Source organism: Microcystis wesenbergii FACHB-1317 (assembly GCF_014696875.1).
Classification (GTDB): domain Bacteria; phylum Cyanobacteriota; class Cyanobacteriia; order Cyanobacteriales; family Microcystaceae; genus Microcystis; species Microcystis wesenbergii_A.
Genome location: NZ_JACJQV010000243.1, coordinates 1 through 16,540, shown reverse-complemented (window position 1 = coordinate 16,540; position 16,540 = coordinate 1). Strand labels below are relative to the sequence as shown.

Sequence of the window (16,540 nt, the reverse complement as noted above, 5' to 3'; positions counted from 1 at the left end):
CAATAACAGAGGGACAGAGGTGGTTAGCTGAACGTTGGGAAAAACTGATAGTTTTATCGACGTAAGAAGCAGAAAAATTAGCTAAATTAACAGGATGTACTCTCAGAAAATTTCAAGAGAGATAGGCTTTTAGTGGCTTGGGAACAGGCTTTATCAATCTATTCATAATAAATATTGGCAGAAGATTAAAGATTAGTTATTGTCACTAACTCTTTTGATTAGAAAAAGATAAACTTGAGAATCCTCGATCAAATTTATTGACTCAAAATCAGCTGTACTTAATTTAAATGAATCAACCCTACCCGTTGGGGGGGTTCTACCCCCCAAAAGCTGGGATTGAGGGATAAAATCGGGCATTACTTCCGATTTTAGCCGAGAGTTTGCCCGTAAAAATCCCAACTTGCTAGATTTACAAAAATGAGATGCACCCGTGATCATTGACCCCACTTTCCGCACTTCTTAACATTCAATTGATAACTTTTACTAATATATTGCTGAAAACCCTTTGCCAGTAAGGATTATAGCTACAATGATCGATTTTTGTCAAGGTGAAGAATTGTAAATTTTTTTCTCAGAACAAATCAATTATTGAAAATGTTCTTAATAGTAGTTTCTACAATGAAGGTTTTTCGTCAAAACATCTTGGGGAATGTAAAAATATATAGAGGTATATGAAGATGTGCGGAATGTCGGTTGACAAATAGGCCATTAGGTGTTGACAGATGAGACATTTACTGTTATCCTCGTGGGAGTAGCCTATACGCTAACCTTTAATCTTCCTAAGGAGTCTCTGTAAGATGACAAAAATACGCAAATACACCATTCCTAGTGCTGCTGCTCTGGCTGTTGCCGCTGGCCTAGGCCTTGCCACTGCACCAGCACAGGCGGCTGCCGTAGTACAATATTTCGATGGCAGCAACTTTCTTTCTGGATCGATCTTATTATCAGAGCTTTTCAATCAGGATGCTTTCATCTCAGTTGATGAGAACGGCGATGGCACGGTTGAGAAACTGTTCAGCAACTGGACTCTTGACGACTTTACCACAAATCCTACGGGTCTTCTTCCTAATCCCGCAAGCAACATTCAAGTGAGTGCAACCGGCACTTTCGGTCCTGGTTTTGGTAGTTCTACCCTCAGTCACACTGTTCTTAATAACGCCCTGAGCATATCTAATACCACGACCAACAATCGGACTGCTACTCTCAACTTCAGTTTCCAGGTCACATCCGCTGGAAATCTCCCAATCGTCCAACAGATAGATGCCATAACAGGTGCTTCAGTTTCGGGCCCCACTACGGGAACATTGAGTTCTGTGACATTAAATGGTGCAACGTTTTCGGGCACTGGAAGCATTCCCCCCAACCTACCTGTGACTAATGACGATAGCTCTCCAGGGTTACCCGGAGTAAACACGCTTTCGGTCTCTAACAATCTTTCCCTACTAGCTCGCAGGATTTCTGCTACTGTTGCTGGTTCCGCCAACCTTACGAGTTTCTCACAAACCTTCACCCAGGTAGCTATTCCCGAACCTGGGACTGTTGCTGGAATTCTTGCTGTTGGTGGCCTAGGTCTGGCGATGAAACGCCGACAAAAGGATAGCTAACTGAGCTTAACATCAAGATAACTATGAGGAGAGGCATCGTAGCTTCTCGGTTTGAAGTACCGTCCTTTGGGGGCGGTTTTGTTTTGGAATTGGCCGTCTGTGATCAAACTGCGGGCAACTTAGCTCGCTTCTCTCCCCAAGATATCCTCATCACCGAGTCCACTTGGCACTATAACGGGGGCGGTTGCTGTTAAAAAAGCACGGTCGAGACAAGTTTGATCGGTCAGTTATCAGTTATCAGTTATCAGTTATCAGTTATCAGTTATCAGTTATCAGTTATCAGTTATCAGATGTGAGTTATCAGTTATCAGTTATCAGTTATCATTGATTAGTGATTGGTCACTGATTACTATTTACTGTTTACTCTCCCATGACTCCTTTTGTTGAGAAACTAAAAACTCCTTTAACTAAGCAAAAAATCTCGGTTCTGCAAATTAATTTGGGAAAAAGATGTAACCTTGCTTGTAGCCATTGTCATGTGGAAGCTAGTCCGGTTCGCTCCGAAGAAATGACTCCAGAAGTATGCGAACAAATTATCGAACTGATCGCAAGATTTCCCCAAATCAAAACCGTCGATCTGACTGGCGGCGCTCCGGAAATGCTCTACGGTTTTAAGCCAATTGTGGAAACCTCTAGAAAAGCGGGAAAAGAGGTAATTGTGCGCTCGAATTTAACTATTTATTTCGAGAAAGGATTTACTGATATTCCTGAATATTGCGCTGGCCATCAGGTGCGGGTGGTGGCTTCTTTACCCTGTTATCTTGCCGATAATGTGGATAAAATGCGCGGTCCGGGAGTCTATGATCGATCAATCGCCGCTTTACAATGGTTAAACCGTCTCGGGTACGCTCAAGAGCCGAATTTGATGGTGGATTTAGTCTATAATCCCCAGATTCCTAAGTCATATAATTTTTCTCTCACACCGGATCAGGTATCCCTAACACGGGATTACAAAAAGTTCTTGCAAGAACATTTTAATATTTCTTTTAACAATCTATTTACTATCACTAACCTACCCGTCGGAAGGACACGCTTCCATCTGGAACACCGGCAACTCTATCACCCCTATCTTCAATTCCTCGAAGACTATTTTAATGGCGATACTGTCGAACATTTGATGTGTCGTAATCAGCTTTCCATTGATTATTTGGGTAATATCTATGACTGCGATTTTAATCAGATGGAGGATCGGGCCGCTTGCACCAGTCAAGGCCAAAAATTAACCCTGCCGGATTTATTACAAGCGGATAGTTTAGATGTAATTGCAGAGGTACAAACCGCTTCCTATTGCTACGGTTGCACTGCTGGCAGCGGTTCCAGTTGTGGAGGAGCTTTGATTTCAAGCTGAACAAGTGTACTGGATTGACAGCGTGTCTTGGAAAATTTAGTACAAATGCTCGGACTAGCTCTCCCTGCTGCCAACTCCGGCGCTGTCTTAACGGGGTAGGGTGTGGGGTGTGGGGTTTTACCGATTTTCAGGTGGTCAATTACCTAATTTTCAGGGAAAAAGTCCCTGAATTCTCCCCCCGATCACTCCAATCCCTGGCACTTTTTAGTCAAAAGTTGGACTAATGATTAGGGACCAGAAAAAACCGCCGATTCGATATCTTGGCGACTAAGGGAGTATTTAAAAGCGCGATTGATATCACTGCCGTCATTGGCTGCCCGAAAGTAACGAACCGTGATTTCTTCGATGTCGAGGCAGATTTCCGCTTTCCATGTCGGTTTTTCCACCGTCCAACAGTGGATATTCTCGGTATTTTTCCGACAACCTAACTTAACTAGCCATGCTTCGATCGCCGGTAAGGGATGATTATAGAGGGGAGTATCAGCAGTGGGAATCTTCATCGCATCTAAATCAAAAATAATTGGGCTACAGTGACGGCATTCTCTCCTCGAAGCATAGCAATAATCACCGCCAGTAACAAGCAGCCGAGCAGAGTCAGTCCCAAGATAAACAAAGCAAAAATCTCTCCCGAAGATAGGGGGCGATCGGTCGGATCGAGATAGGCGCTACGATTAGCTATGGGTTCATCGCTATCGGGGATGGTTTGGATGACATTCCAGCGCGAGTAACCTATCTGTAAATCATACAGGGAACGGCGATCGGGATTACTCAGGGTGGCATAAGCTTCGTTAAGACGCTGGAATTTAACCTTTGCCACTTCGGGGCTGAGTTCGGTAGTATCGGGGTGGTATCGTTTGCTTAGTTCCCGATAGGCGCGCCGCACTTCGATCACCGAGGCGCTCGGATGTAGTCCGAGAATGGCATAATAAGTATTGGCAAAGCGCGAGTTAGCGGCAATGACTCGCGAGGTGGTTTGGGAATTATCGCGCTCGAAGGTCACAAGATTTTTTACCGAAAAATTGGGTTTAAAGCCTCGCCCTTTTAGGGCGACTTTATCTGATGTATGATATTAAGAATAGCGGGCCGGGTAAGCAACCGCTTAAAAAACCCAGTCATCAACCGATGAACGCACCTTGAAAACTAGAGTTATGGGGTTCTATAGGGGAATGCTCCTATAGGTAAAAGCTCTAAGCGTCAAGTACCAGAGAAACCAATTATTTTAGAGGTTTTGAACTGTATCCTAGGGCATAGGAAAACAGGCTTCTGTAAGGGAGAGAAAGTCTGAGGAGAGAACCACCTCTGGGTGGGATTTCGCCAGGAATCTAATTCAAGTGGACTCGTTGAGCCAGAAATTCTCAGCAGTGATGCTAGAAGAATCCACGTCCGTTTACGGCGTGGGGTATGTCAAACTGAAAATTGTCTTAATATTTTAACCCTGTTGATCATGAAATCTCGTTATCGGCTGCGTCTTCAGATCTGTCTTGTTTTTCTTATTATGGCCCTGGCGAGTTTGTCTCCTTGGCTAACCCCTAGCGCCTACGCGGGAATCGATGACGATCGCCTCGATGGTAATATTTTTGTGGTCTATGCGGGTAATGGTTCCCTCGTACCACCGCGTCTAAATTTAGCGGAAACTTTTCAACGGAAAATTCCGGCTATTATTGTCTATTATCTGGATGATAGTAGTGATTGTAAGCGATTTGCGGCGATTGTCTCCCGTTTTCAAGAGTTTTACGGTCGCGCCGCCAGTATTATCCCCGTTACTGTCGATTCTATCCCCTTAAAGTCTTCCTATCGTGCCGATGAGCCGGGTTACTATTATCGCGGTGGGGTTCCCCAAACGGTGGTTTTAGACCAACAAGGTAAAGTGGTTTATGATGGTTTGGGCAATGTTAAATATGAAGATGTGGATGATGTCTTAAGAAAGATTTTTGATCTTTTGCCTCGATCAGAATCGGTAGAGTTAAAAAGACGCTCTTTTAACGAGTTTAACGCTGAATTGCGCTAGTTACCTCTTTTTTATCCTCAATTGAACTAAAAATAATCATTTAGAGATGCTGTCAGCAGCGTCTCTATCTTGTTCTTAGGAACAATAAAATTATTTACTTATTGCTTTTATTATCATTTAAGATTTATTTGAACCAATAAATGCTAGGCAATTCAGATTTTATCTGGAGTAACATTTGAAAAATATTGGCAACAGTGCCAGACTGGAAAAAGTTTGCTAACCTGATTATACTGAGAACAATAATCATTCTTGTAGGTGTGGGAGACAGCAATGAAAATCAAGCAAAATTTCCTAACAGCAGCGATATTACTGGGTTTTTCTAGTCCGGTACTGGCTAATAGTCTCGAAAACCTCTCTAGTAACCCCATGGCACAGGTAACAAGTGTCAATCAATTGCGGGATGTTTCTCCCACCGCCTGGGCTTTTGAGGCCTTAAGAAGTCTCGTGGAGAGGTATGGTTGTATAGTAGGTTATCCTGACCGTACTTTTCGCGGTGAACGCGCTTTAACTCGTTGGGAATTTGCCGCCGGGTTGAATGCTTGCTTAAATACCCTAGAAAGATTGATTCAAGAAGGAGTAGCGGTATTAAAAGAAGATCTAGACAAAATCAAGCGATTAGTTAGCGAATTCGAGACCGAATTAGCGGCATTGGGTGCTAGGGTTGATAACTTAGAAAATCGAGTCGCTTTTCTGGAAAATAATCAATTTTCCACCACCACTAAATTAACTGGGGAAGTGGTGATGGCATTATATGGGGTAGCCACAGGAGAAAAAAACGGTGGTGAAGGGATTCCCCAAGTACCAGCTTTTGGTTATCGGGCCCGTTTAGAATTAAATACTAGCTTCACAGGCAAAGATTTACTCTATACCCGTCTAGCAACGGGAAATATTGCCGATTTAGCCGATACTACGGGAACTTTTGAAAGTACCTTAGCTTTTACCCAACCCGACGGCAATGATTTATTGCTAGAAGTTTTAAACTACAGTTTCCCCGTAACGGAAAATATCCACCTCTGGTTAGAAGCGACGGGAGGTGCTAAAGATGACTTTACCAATACCCTCAACTTTTTGGATGGAGACGGTGCTAGTGGGGCGCTTTCCGCTTTTGGTACCCGCAATCCCCTTTATTTTGCCCCCGGACAAACTGGACTCGGTTTACAGGGTAATTATGGGGCTTTGCAATTCAGCGCCGGTTATCTTGCCGGAGATGCTAACGATCCTAACCCGGGAGGGGGTTTATTTAACGGTTCCTATACTGCCCTAGGGCAGCTGGGTTATGTTCCAAACGAGAATTTTGGCATTGCCTTATCCTACCTTCATAGTTATAACCAATTAGATACGGGAACGGGAAGCCAGCGCTCGAATTTCCAATTTTTCACCGAAGAACTATTCGGGGAGGCTGTCCCGACAATTAACAATAGTTTGGGTTTACAATTTACTTGGCGAATTGTCGATGGTTTTGTCCTCGGTGGTTGGGGGGGTTACACAAAAGCTATCACCCTTAGCACCTTAGATGGACAAGTAGAACGCGGGGATTTAGATATCTGGAATTGGGCGGTAACTTTGGCTTTTCCTGATTTATTTAAGGAAGGAAATACGGCCGGTATTATTGTTGGTATGCAGCCTTGGGTATCTAGTTCTAGTATTAGGTTAAATGATGGCAGCTCCACTAATGATCCCGATACTTCCTTTCATATCGAAGGATTTTATGAGTGGAAACTCACCGATAATATTGCCCTTACTCCGGGGGTAATCGTGATTACTTCTCCCAACTCAAATAACAACAATTCTACCTTAGTTATCGGTACTATCCGCACGACTTTTACTTTCTGATTTATCTAGGCAGCCAGTCAGAAATAAAGATAAAGTATGACGGGATTTGACATCATTTCTCCACTGGCTGCTGTTCCAGCGTTTCCCACTCTAAACTAACTAAATGAAGGGGCATTTATGGTATTTTTAGAGACAATTTAGCCTACTTTTGTGGTTTCTTTTTCGGTGGATTTAGAGGGTTTTAGTTTATGCTTGAGGGTTGTACCCACAAAGCTATAATATTGATGGCAGGTTCAAGGACACACCAGATGAAACGAGACGAGGTACTGGCAATTCTAGCGGCACACCGAAAACAGTTACAAACACTGGGGGTAAAATCTTTGTCTTTATTTGGTTCAGTGGCAAGGGATGAAGCTCATAGTGATAGTGACGTGGATTTTTTAGTAGAATTTAATCAAGAAGGTGGTTTTTTTCAACTTCTGCAAGTACAGTATTATTTAGAAGATATTCTGGGATGTTCTGTGGATTTAGGAACTCAGGATACCTTAAGGGAACATTTACGAGAACCTGTGTTGGAGGATGTTATCAATGCCTTCTAGAGATTGGCGAATTTTCCTTCAAGACATTTTAGAATCTATCACTGCAATTGAACAACGTACAAAGGGAATGACGTTTGAGGAATTTGCTAAGAATCAAACAACTGTCAAAGCGGTTCTCTATGATTTTATAATTATTGGAGAAGCAACTAGAAATGTACCAAAGGAAATTCAGTCTCGCTATCCTCTTATTTCTTGTCGTTTGATGGGAGGAATGAGAAATGTGGCAACTCACGAATATTTTCAAGTTAATTTAAGTAGAGTTTGGGCAACAATTCAAGAAGATTTATCGACTTTAGTGCCACAACTACAAGAAGTGTTAGAAAGGGAAACAGAGGCTGAATAGTTGTTTAATAAGCGAAAGTAAAAAAATAAACCCCCTCAAGATTGAATGAAGGGGCATTTATGGTATTTTAGAGGCAATTTAGCCTACTTTTGTGGTTTCTTTTTCAGTGGATTTAGAGGGTTTTAGTTTATGCTTGATGGTTGAAGCTGCACCGAGAGTGCCGAGGGCGAGGAGGCTGAGGGTTGAGGTGGGTTCGGGGACTGGCTTCAAGATTGATGGTTCTCCAGCTACTGAAAAACCAGAGATACTTGATGTAACACCTGTGAGGGCATTGGATAGAACAGATGCACCTGTGGTCAGATCGACGGCATACAGCATATTATCATTGCCAAAAGCAGTGTTAGGGCAGCCGATATAGGTAGTGCCGCTGGCAGGGTCTCTTCCTAAAGCAGCAATTACCCCGCAATTAGTACCAGTTGCACCGATAGTCGTGAACAGCCCACTGGCTATATTTACCGTCCCCAACACATCTGGATCTCCGTCCCTAAGTGCTAATCCATAAAGCGTACCATCAAAAAATTGTAGGCCAGAAACGTCGCATCCCGCAGCACCAAAGCTTCCTACTAAGGTAGCTGCCGCAGTTCCCTTATTGACGATATATAGATTGTCACCACTACCATTAGCAACATACATATCACCGCTAACAGGATCAATAGTCATGTCACCTTCCTGCAAGTTGAACCCAAGCAGTCCTACCAGAGTAGAAGATCCAGTCGTAGGATTAAGTGTCCAAAGACGGCTGTTCGGTTCTTCACTGATGGCGTAAATAGTACTATCGACATCTACAACTAAGCCAATCATACGAATCTGTCCGGTCGGGCCGATTAAAGTAGCTGTCCCGGTGTTAGTGTCAATTGAATACAAGTTGCTATTAAAATTCGACCAATCTGTACCGAGAAGAGATGCCTTAGCATCTTTTGCTGAAACTAGCAACAGCAGTGGGGTTAGCGCACTGTAAGCTAGTAGCCGTTTGATTGCTTTCATACTCGAAATTCCCCCAATAGACGTGGATCGTGAGAACAGTGGGTTGAGTCAAGCGACAGCCTAACCCAACAGCAAAGGCGAATAGCAAAACAGTACACATCCCCCCCCCACAACTGTATCAAAAGCTACAATTTAATAAATCTTTATATTTCTCTCCCTAGCTTAGGGGTTGACAGAGCAGGGAGTCTCAGGTGTTTTCCGCTGTTTTACCCCTTCTCAGGCGAACTATCGTCTTCCTTGAGTTATTGTGGCGCGGTCTGTCGGATTCGTCTTTGCGTTCACCTCTGTCTCGAAGTTGTTGAAGCGGATTCGGTCGGATAGCAGCGCAACTACCCAATTGCCGTTAAAATGAGGGTGATTGGAGGAGATTACCATGCCAGCCAAGGACATCTATCATGATTGTGTCAAAATAGCTCTCATAAAAGATGGTTGGACAGTTACCCATGACCCTCTCAGCCTGAAAATTGGCAAGAAAGATATCTTTATCGACTTAGCCGCCCACAAGCTTTTAGCCGCCGAAAAACAAGGACAAAAAATTGCCGTTGAGATTAAGAGCTTTCTGGGAACTTCCGAAATTGAAGACCTGAAAAATGCCCTCGGCCAATATGTCCTCTATCAGAAAATCCTCCGCTACTTAGCCTCGGACAGAAGACTTTATTTAGCTATCCGCACCACAGTATTCACTCAGTTATTTAGTCAAGAAATTGGTCAAATTTTATTAGCTGATAACAGTCTTAATCTAATTATCTTTAATCCCGAACAGGAGGTAATTACCCAATGGATAAACTAGAAAACTACCGCCAGATTATCCGCCAAGTTTTAAGACCTTACCTTAATATATCTTATGCTAACGCCAACATCCGCAACCGTGCTGCCTTTGATACCGAAACCGATCAATACCTAATTATCTCTGAAGGCTGGGACAAAAACCAGCACCTTCATAGCTGTTTAATTCATGTGGAGATAATTGCCGAGAAAGTTTGGATTCAGTGTGACAATACCGAAGATGGAATTGCCAAGGAACTGATAGCTGCGGGAATCAATCAAGAAGATATTGTCTTAGGATTTCACGAACCTGCGGTCAGACAATATACGGGGTTTGCTGTTGCTTAGGGAACCAACCAGATTGGAGTAACACATAATTGAACCCCGACAAAAATTGCAATCGCCGCCTTTTAAGCTAAGACGTATTTAAACCGCTTATTCTTAGATTAGCCCACCCCCCCTTGCCCCGTCTCAACAAGCAATTTAAATTACGAACAGCTTACATTGATTCGGGTGTGTTTGCTAAATACTTATAGCCCACTTTCCGCACTTCTTAACATTCAATTGATAATTTTTACTAATATATTGCTTAAAACCCATTGCCAGTAGGGACTATAGCTACAATGATTGATTTTTATCAAGGTGAAGAATTGTAATTTTTTTTCTCAGAAAAAATCAATTATTGAAAATGTTCTCAATAGTAGTTTCTACAATGAAGGTTTTTCCTCAAAACATCTTGGGGAATGTAAAAATATATAAAAGTATATGAAGATGTGCGGAATGTCGGTTATAGATAATGACCGATAAAGAAAAAAAAACGACACAAGCAATGGGGGAACCGCTGATGGGCAAATTGCCCTTCGGAGCCATTACCGACCTGAACAAGGAAATTACAGATTTTTTCAAGCTAGGATTAAAGATTTTGTATCGAAAAATACAAAATCAGCCAAGGTGACTGTTTAGGATGGGTTTTTTGAGAAGCTTAAGAACCGATCCATACGTCAAAGGAGTTTTCCATGCCCGAAACGCCACAAGAAGTCTTGAAAATGATTCAGGACAACAATATTAAGATTATCGACCTGAAATTTATTGATATGCCAGGTATCTGGCAACATTGCTCGTTCTACTACGATCAAATCGATGAAAGCTCTTTCAGCGATGGTGTTGCCTTCGATGGTTCCAGTATTCGCGGTTGGAAAGCAATTAACGAGTCCGATATGGCCATGGTTCCCGATCCTACCACTGCTTGGATCGATCCCTTCTACAAGGAACCTACCCTAAGCATGATCTGTAGCATCAAAGAACCGAGAACCGGTGAATGGTATAGCCGCGATCCTCGCTCTATTGCTCAGAAAGCGATCGATTATCTTAGCAGTACCGGTTTAGGTGATACTGTATTTTTTGGACCGGAAGCAGAATTTTTTCTTTTTGATAGCGCTCGTTTCGACCAAACCGCCAACTCCGGCTATTACTACATGGATAGTGTCGAAGGTCGTTGGAATAGCGGTAAAGACGAAAAAGACGGAAATCTTGCCTATAAACCCGCCTACAAACAGGGTTATTTCCCCGTTAGTCCCACCGACACCTCTCAAGATATTCGCACGGAAATGCTCTTAACCATGGCCGACTGCGGAGTTCCCATTGAAAAACATCACCACGAAGTCGCTACCGGTGGTCAAAACGAGTTAGGGATTAAATTCTCTACCCTAGTACGGGCCGCCGACTACTTAATGACCTATAAATACTGCATCAAGAACGTGGCTAAGAAATACGGTAAAACCGTCACCTTTATGCCTAAACCCATCTTTGGTGATAACGGTTCTGGGATGCACGTTCACCAGTCTATCTGGAAAGATGGTCAACCCCTGTTTGCCGGGGATAAATACGCCGGACTCAGCCAAATGGCACTGTACTATATCGGTGGTTTGCTTAGACACGCTCCCGCGCTCTTAGCTTTAACTAACCCCACCACCAACTCCTACAAGCGTCTCGTCCCCGGTTTTGAGGCCCCCGTAAACCTAGCCTACTCCCAAGGTAATCGCTCCGCTTCGATTCGGATTCCTTTATCGGGAAGCAACCCGAAAGCCAAACGTTTAGAATTCCGTTGTCCTGACGCGACTTCTAACCCCTACCTCGCTTTTGCCGCCATGCTCTGTGCTGGTATCGATGGGATTAAAAATCAAATTGAACCGGGAGAACCTCTCGATGTGGATATCTACGAACTCAGTCCCGAAGAATTGTCAAAAATACCCTCTACCCCCGGTTCTCTAGAAGCAGCTCTAGAAAGTCTCGAAAAAGATCACGCTTTCTTGACCGATTCTGGTGTTTTTACCGAAGACTTTATCAAAAACTGGATCACCTACAAACTCGATAACGAAGTTAACCCGATGCGCTTACGTCCCCACCCCTACGAGTTCTCTCTCTACTACGATGTCTAAGGTTTGATTGAATAATCATCAATCCTAGGGTAGGCTTTTTGCCTGCCCCTTTTTTTCGGAATCAGCAGGGAAGTGGGGAGTTTTTTGCCGTGAACAGTAAACAGTAATCATACTAAATCCAGTTATTAAAAACTGATTATTTATTCTCCGTTTTGCATGAGTGCATGAGTAGAAAACGGGTTTCTCGGAGAAACCCGTTTTCTGTGCGTTACTCAACGGATTTAGTATTACTTCCCAATCAAACAACAATCTTAAGCTTTATCTCCTCAGTCGTCAACAGTGATACAATTGCCGTCATAGCTAGGGGTGTCTGAGGTAATCAGGCTGAGAAAGACCCTTAGAACCTGAGACTGGGTAATTCCAGCGTAGGGAAGCTGTTTACAGAGGAAATAAAATTATGAGACAAGAATGGGTTGCCCCCCGGCGCGGACAAGCAAATGTATCGCAAATGCACTACGCCCGTCAGGGGATAATTACCGAAGAGATGACGTATGTGGCAAAACGGGAAAATCTCTCTCCCGAATTGATTCGCAGCGAAATCGCCCGAGGAAGACTGATTATTCCCGCTAATATCAATCACCTCAACCTCGAACCTATGGCGATCGGTATTGCTTCTAAGTGTAAAGTTAATGCTAATATCGGGGCTTCACCCAACTCCTCGAATATTAACGAAGAACTGGAAAAATTACACCTAGCGGTCAAATACGGCGCGGATACGGTGATGGATCTCTCCACCGGTGGCGGTAATTTGGACGAAATTCGCACCGCGATTATCAATGCTTCTCCCGTCCCCATCGGTACTGTACCCATCTATCAAGCGGTGGAAAGTGTTCACGGCAATATTGAAAAACTCACCCCCGAAGATTTCCTCCACATTATCGAAAAACACGCCCAGCAAGGGGTGGATTATATGACGATTCATGCGGGAATCCTCATCGAACACCTGCCTTTAGTCAAAACCCGTCTGACCGGGATTGTCTCCCGGGGTGGTGGTATTATTGCTAAGTGGATGTTACACCACCACAAGCAAAATCCTCTCTACACCCATTTCGACGAAATTATCGAGATTTTCAAGCGTTATGACGTTTCTTTTAGTCTCGGTGACTCCCTACGTCCCGGTTGTACCCACGATGCTTCCGATGCAGCCCAATTAGCGGAATTGAAAACCCTCGGTCAACTAACGCGTCGCGCTTGGGAACACGATGTACAGGTGATGGTGGAAGGACCGGGCCATGTTCCCATGGATCAAATTGAGTTTAATGTGAAAAAACAAATGGAGGAGTGTAGCGAAGCACCTTTTTATGTTCTCGGTCCCCTTGTCACCGATATTGCCCCAGGATACGATCATATCACCTCGGCGATCGGGGCGGCTCTGGCGGGTTGGTACGGGACGGCGATGTTATGTTATGTCACCCCGAAAGAACATCTCGGTTTACCCAACGCTGAAGATGTGCGAAATGGCTTAATTGCCTACAAAATAGCGGCTCATGCGGCAGATATCGCCCGTCATCGCCCTGGAGCGCGCGATCGTGACGACGAACTCTCCATAGCTCGTTATAATTTCGATTGGAATCGTCAATTTCAGTTATCCTTGGATCCCGATCGCGCTAAGGAATACCACGATGAGACTTTACCCGCAGATATCTATAAGACTGCGGAGTTTTGTTCGATGTGTGGACCGAAATTCTGTCCTATGCAAACTAAGGTCGATGCCGATGCAATTACGGAATTAGAGAAGTTTCTCGCTAGTCAGAATCAAGACAATTTAACCCCAGTTTAAAGGGGAGTTATGGGAAGGGCTGATTTGATTTCAGCCCTATTCCTAGGATAAAAGTCAAAATTATGGGAATAACCGCCATTTTTTTGACTAATTGACCCGTTTTTCTAGATATTGACCGATCATCAATTCTTGACCGGCGCGAGAGATAATAGTTTGTCGAGTGCGATATTGTTGACCGATGAGTTTAATTTCCTCTTCAAAGACAGAACCGGCGTATTCTGTTCTCAGACAGAGAGTAGAGGGGTTAGGAAAGGTATAAATAGCGCTAACGGGTTTATCCGTCGCAAATCCCCGATCGCGATAGAGAATATTATCTAAAATACCGAATATAGTGGAACCGTTGGAGGGTTTTTTACTCTGGGGACGGAGATAATTACTTTGCCAAGTCACTTCCGTGCCACCTAATAAAGTTGTATCTTCCAGATTATGTAAACGGGCCAGTTGAATTAATGGTTCGCTGCCCTGGGGTAAATATTTAATCTCGATGGCGCTGATAACTTCTTGGGGTTCCGTTTCTTGGGTGAGGGTGTAATAACGTCTCTGGGATTGCCAGCGTCCTTCTGTCTGCTTAAAAAAGGCTAAAGCCAAAGTTTCTAGCGATAATTGGGCGGTTTGAATTAATGTCATAGAAATAAAACCTTTCCTGTTTTTTGGGAGAGCAGATTTGTTATCCTTTGTCAAGAGTTTGCCAGAGAATTGTTACACATCTTAATAAAATTATAACCCTGCATGGAAATTAAGTGGTAGGGGTGAGGGAGATAATTGGGAAAAAGCCGCATAGATACAGCAGTTACAGGGAAAAAAGGGGATAAGATTGCTAAAACCTGCCAGCTTATCCTAGTTAATTCCATCTACCCTTATCTATCGATTAATTCTGTCAAATTGGCTACAGTCAGGCCGAGGTTCTTCCCCCAACCCCTTTTTTACTTTTTACTTGTCACCCGATCTGCCCGGTCTTGCTATTGTTAAAAATATAGAACCTCCGAACCAGGTCTCAACTCTGTGCAGTTAAAACAAGTCATCATTGCCCATAAGGCCAACCATCCCCAAAGTAAAGCATGGGCGGAAAAATGCGCTAAACAGTTAGAAGCCCGTCAGTGTAAAGTTTTAATGGGACCCAGTGGCTTTAAAGATAATCCCTATCCGGTATTTTTAGCCTCAGCATCGGGAAAAATCGACCTCGCCATCGTTTTGGGGGGAGATGGAACCATTTTAGCCGCCGCTCGCTATTTAGCTCAGGAAGACATTCCAATTTTAGCGGTGAATGTTGGCGGCCATCTGGGATTTTTAACGGAACCTTTGGAGATTTTCCAAGATACGGAGACGGTGTGGGAGCGTTTACAATCCGATCACTATGCGGTACAACAACGGATGATGTTAACGGCCAGAATCTATGAAGGGGATAAAAGAAACCCGCAGCCAGTGAGCGAGGCATTTTATGCCCTAAACGAGATGTGTGTGAAACCCGCTAGTATCGATAGGATGCCCACCTCAATCCTCGAAATCGAAGTGGACGGGGAAGTAGTAGATCAGTACCAAGGGGACGGTTTATTAGTGGCTACTCCCACGGGATCCACCTGTTACACCGCTTCCGCTAATGGTCCGATTATACACCCCGGCATGGAAGCGATCGCTGTCACCCCGATTTGTCCCTTGAGTCTCTCCAGTCGGCCGATTGTCATTCCCCCGGCATCTCTGGTCAGTATTTGGCCCCTGGGAGACTACGAATTAAATACTAAACTCTGGATGGATGGTGCTTTAGCCACTTCCATTTGGCCCGGGCAATGGGTGGGAGTTACCAAAGCCGAAAAATTCGCCCAATTTATTATCCTGCGGGAAAGCTATTCTTTTTATCAGACTCTACAGGAAAAATTGCAATGGGCCGGAGCAAGAATTCATTATGATGGCAATCGTCATAATTAGGGTTTGCGGCAAAAAGTTTGTTGGTGGGGACAGGGTGTGGCCCCCCCAACCCCCCCGACATCGGGGGGGCAGGTGGGGTGTAGGGTTTTACCGATTTTGAGGGGGTCAATTACCTAATTTTCAGGGAAAAAGTCCCTGAATTTTCCCCCCAATCACTCCAAAGGTCGGCACTTTTTGAGGTCAAAAAAGTCTAAAAACCTTATCCAACAAGGTTTTTAGATTTATTGAACAAGCCCTAATGGGACTTAAACGATCAACAAGAGTATAATAGAGTATAATCGTTAAAGAATAAGCACTTTACGTTGAAAGAGCAGCGATGAAAGAGACAACCCCAGCCGCGATGCCCCCATGCTTTGACCGATGGTGTCGGCGGTTTGACAATTGCTTCAAAAACGAAGCGCAAAAAAACGGCTTCAGACAATATTTAGGAGGATTATTAGGGGAAAGTGAGAGGAAAAACCTCACTCAAATGGCCAATAATGCCGTCGGAGTAGTTTATAACCGATTACATCACTTTTTGACCGAATCTCCCTGGTCAGACCGTCAGGTGAATGAATGTCGGTTGCAAGTGATGAACCAATGCCGCCAGACGCAAATACCCCGAGGATTTTCCCTGATTGTCGATGACTCAGGACATCGAAAAAGTGGCAATCTGACCGCCGGAGTTGGCAGGCAGTACCTGGGAGAAATTGGCAAGACAGACAACGGAATAGTCGCCGTCACTACCCATCTCTACGACGGCAAAAAAAGTGTACCCCTAGACATTGAAATTTATCAACCGGCTAGTTCCTTAGCCGAGGGGAAAGAAGACAAAGAATTTAAGAAGAAACCAGAGATAGCGATAGATTTAATTGACCGGAGCTTAATCAGAGGCTATCGACCGAAAATCGTGTTAATAGATGCCGGTTATGGCAACAACACAAATTTTCTTAAAGCCCTGGAAGAAAGAAAGCTAAAATACTTAGGAGGATTGGC

16 protein-coding genes, 2 pseudogenes and 1 riboswitch are annotated in these 16,540 nt (G+C 43.9%); of the genes and pseudogenes, 14 read left to right on the top strand and 4 right to left on the bottom strand.

What is annotated here, in order from left to right; translation table 11 throughout:
• Positions 1–797 precede the first annotated feature (797 nt).
• The 3 genes and pseudogenes from H6F92_RS25155 to arsS all read left to right on the top strand — a co-directional run bounded on the left by H6F92_RS25155 (position 798) and on the right by arsS (position 2,952).
• Complete coding sequence (locus H6F92_RS25155; RefSeq protein ID WP_190359937.1) at positions 798–1,604, top strand: PEP-CTERM sorting domain-containing protein; 807 nt, start codon at positions 798–800, stop codon at positions 1,602–1,604.
• Between the two features lie 83 nt (positions 1,605–1,687).
• A pseudogene (locus tag H6F92_RS26895) lies at positions 1,688–1,798 on the top strand (arsenosugar biosynthesis arsenite methyltransferase ArsM); the annotation flags it as partial.
• Between the two features lie 176 nt (positions 1,799–1,974).
• Positions 1,975–2,952 carry an arsenosugar biosynthesis radical SAM (seleno)protein ArsS gene (gene arsS, locus H6F92_RS25145; protein ID WP_190359935.1) on the top strand — a complete coding sequence of 326 codons (978 nt, stop codon included), beginning with the start codon at positions 1,975–1,977 and terminating at the stop codon, positions 2,950–2,952.
• A gap of 227 nt (positions 2,953–3,179) precedes the next feature.
• On the opposite strand, the gene H6F92_RS25140 is transcribed toward arsS, so the two are convergent.
• Both H6F92_RS25140 and H6F92_RS25135 read right to left on the bottom strand, forming a co-directional pair.
• A complete protein-coding gene (locus tag H6F92_RS25140; protein WP_004268884.1) occupies positions 3,180–3,452 on the bottom strand; it encodes a DUF3143 domain-containing protein in 273 nt (90 codons plus the stop codon).
• 5 nt (positions 3,453–3,457) lie between these two features.
• Positions 3,458–3,952: a J domain-containing protein gene (locus H6F92_RS25135; protein WP_190359933.1), complete on the bottom strand. Its 495-nt coding sequence runs from the start codon at positions 3,950–3,952 to the stop codon at positions 3,458–3,460.
• A gap of 444 nt (positions 3,953–4,396) precedes the next feature.
• Between H6F92_RS25135 and H6F92_RS25130 the strand changes: the two genes are divergently transcribed.
• From H6F92_RS25130 to H6F92_RS25115, 4 genes are all read left to right on the top strand, one after another.
• Positions 4,397–4,960, top strand: coding sequence for a thylakoid membrane photosystem I accumulation factor (locus tag H6F92_RS25130; RefSeq protein ID WP_190359939.1), 564 nt, complete (start codon positions 4,397–4,399; stop codon positions 4,958–4,960).
• 270 nt (positions 4,961–5,230) lie between these two features.
• Positions 5,231–6,793, top strand: coding sequence for an iron uptake porin (locus tag H6F92_RS25125; RefSeq protein ID WP_190359931.1), 1,563 nt, complete (start codon positions 5,231–5,233; stop codon positions 6,791–6,793).
• A 248-nt stretch (positions 6,794–7,041) separates the two neighbouring features.
• On the top strand, positions 7,042–7,332 hold the full coding sequence (locus H6F92_RS25120) for a nucleotidyltransferase family protein (RefSeq protein ID WP_104398352.1): 291 nt from the start codon (positions 7,042–7,044) through the stop codon (positions 7,330–7,332).
• The gene (locus tag H6F92_RS25115) at positions 7,322–7,675 is read left to right on the top strand and encodes a HepT-like ribonuclease domain-containing protein (protein WP_190359929.1); all 354 of its coding nucleotides are present in this window, start codon (positions 7,322–7,324) and stop codon (positions 7,673–7,675) included. The genes H6F92_RS25120 and H6F92_RS25115 overlap by 11 nt, the downstream gene beginning before the upstream one ends.
• A gap of 78 nt (positions 7,676–7,753) precedes the next feature.
• Here the strand turns inward: H6F92_RS25115 and H6F92_RS26400 are convergent, their stop codons facing one another.
• Positions 7,754–8,659: an NHL repeat-containing protein gene (locus tag H6F92_RS26400; protein WP_242030274.1), complete on the bottom strand. Its 906-nt coding sequence runs from the start codon at positions 8,657–8,659 to the stop codon at positions 7,754–7,756.
• 373 nt (positions 8,660–9,032) lie between these two features.
• Here H6F92_RS26400 and H6F92_RS25105 point away from each other — a divergent pair, with 373 nt between their 5' ends.
• The 5 genes from H6F92_RS25105 to thiC all read left to right on the top strand — a co-directional run bounded on the left by H6F92_RS25105 (position 9,033) and on the right by thiC (position 13,642).
• Positions 9,033–9,449, top strand: coding sequence for an element excision factor XisH family protein (locus H6F92_RS25105; RefSeq protein WP_190359928.1), 417 nt, complete (start codon positions 9,033–9,035; stop codon positions 9,447–9,449).
• Complete coding sequence (locus H6F92_RS25100; protein WP_190359926.1) at positions 9,437–9,772, top strand: XisI protein; 336 nt, start codon at positions 9,437–9,439, stop codon at positions 9,770–9,772. Before H6F92_RS25105 ends, H6F92_RS25100 begins: the two co-directional genes overlap by 13 nt.
• A gap of 448 nt (positions 9,773–10,220) precedes the next feature.
• A complete protein-coding gene (locus H6F92_RS25095) occupies positions 10,221–10,379 on the top strand; it encodes a hypothetical protein (protein WP_190359924.1) in 159 nt (52 codons plus the stop codon).
• Between the two features lie 61 nt (positions 10,380–10,440).
• The gene (glnA, locus tag H6F92_RS25090) at positions 10,441–11,862 is read left to right on the top strand and encodes a type I glutamate--ammonia ligase (protein ID WP_002751874.1); all 1,422 of its coding nucleotides are present in this window, start codon (positions 10,441–10,443) and stop codon (positions 11,860–11,862) included.
• 292 nt (positions 11,863–12,154) lie between these two features.
• Positions 12,155–12,251, top strand: a riboswitch (TPP riboswitch).
• A gap of 8 nt (positions 12,252–12,259) precedes the next feature.
• The gene (gene thiC, locus H6F92_RS25085) at positions 12,260–13,642 is read left to right on the top strand and encodes a phosphomethylpyrimidine synthase (RefSeq protein ID WP_002736411.1); all 1,383 of its coding nucleotides are present in this window, start codon (positions 12,260–12,262) and stop codon (positions 13,640–13,642) included.
• A gap of 87 nt (positions 13,643–13,729) precedes the next feature.
• Here thiC and H6F92_RS25080 read toward each other — a convergent pair whose 3' ends face one another.
• Positions 13,730–14,269, bottom strand: a complete 540-nt coding sequence (locus H6F92_RS25080; protein ID WP_002738011.1) for a phycobiliprotein lyase — start codon at positions 14,267–14,269, stop codon at positions 13,730–13,732.
• A gap of 375 nt (positions 14,270–14,644) precedes the next feature.
• On the opposite strand from H6F92_RS25080, the gene H6F92_RS25075 reads away from it, so the two are divergent.
• On the top strand, positions 14,645–15,565 hold the full coding sequence (locus H6F92_RS25075; RefSeq protein WP_190359923.1) for an NAD(+) kinase: 921 nt from the start codon (positions 14,645–14,647) through the stop codon (positions 15,563–15,565).
• A 316-nt stretch (positions 15,566–15,881) separates the two neighbouring features.
• A pseudogene (locus H6F92_RS25070) lies at positions 15,882–16,540 on the top strand (IS701-like element ISMae34 family transposase); the annotation flags it as partial.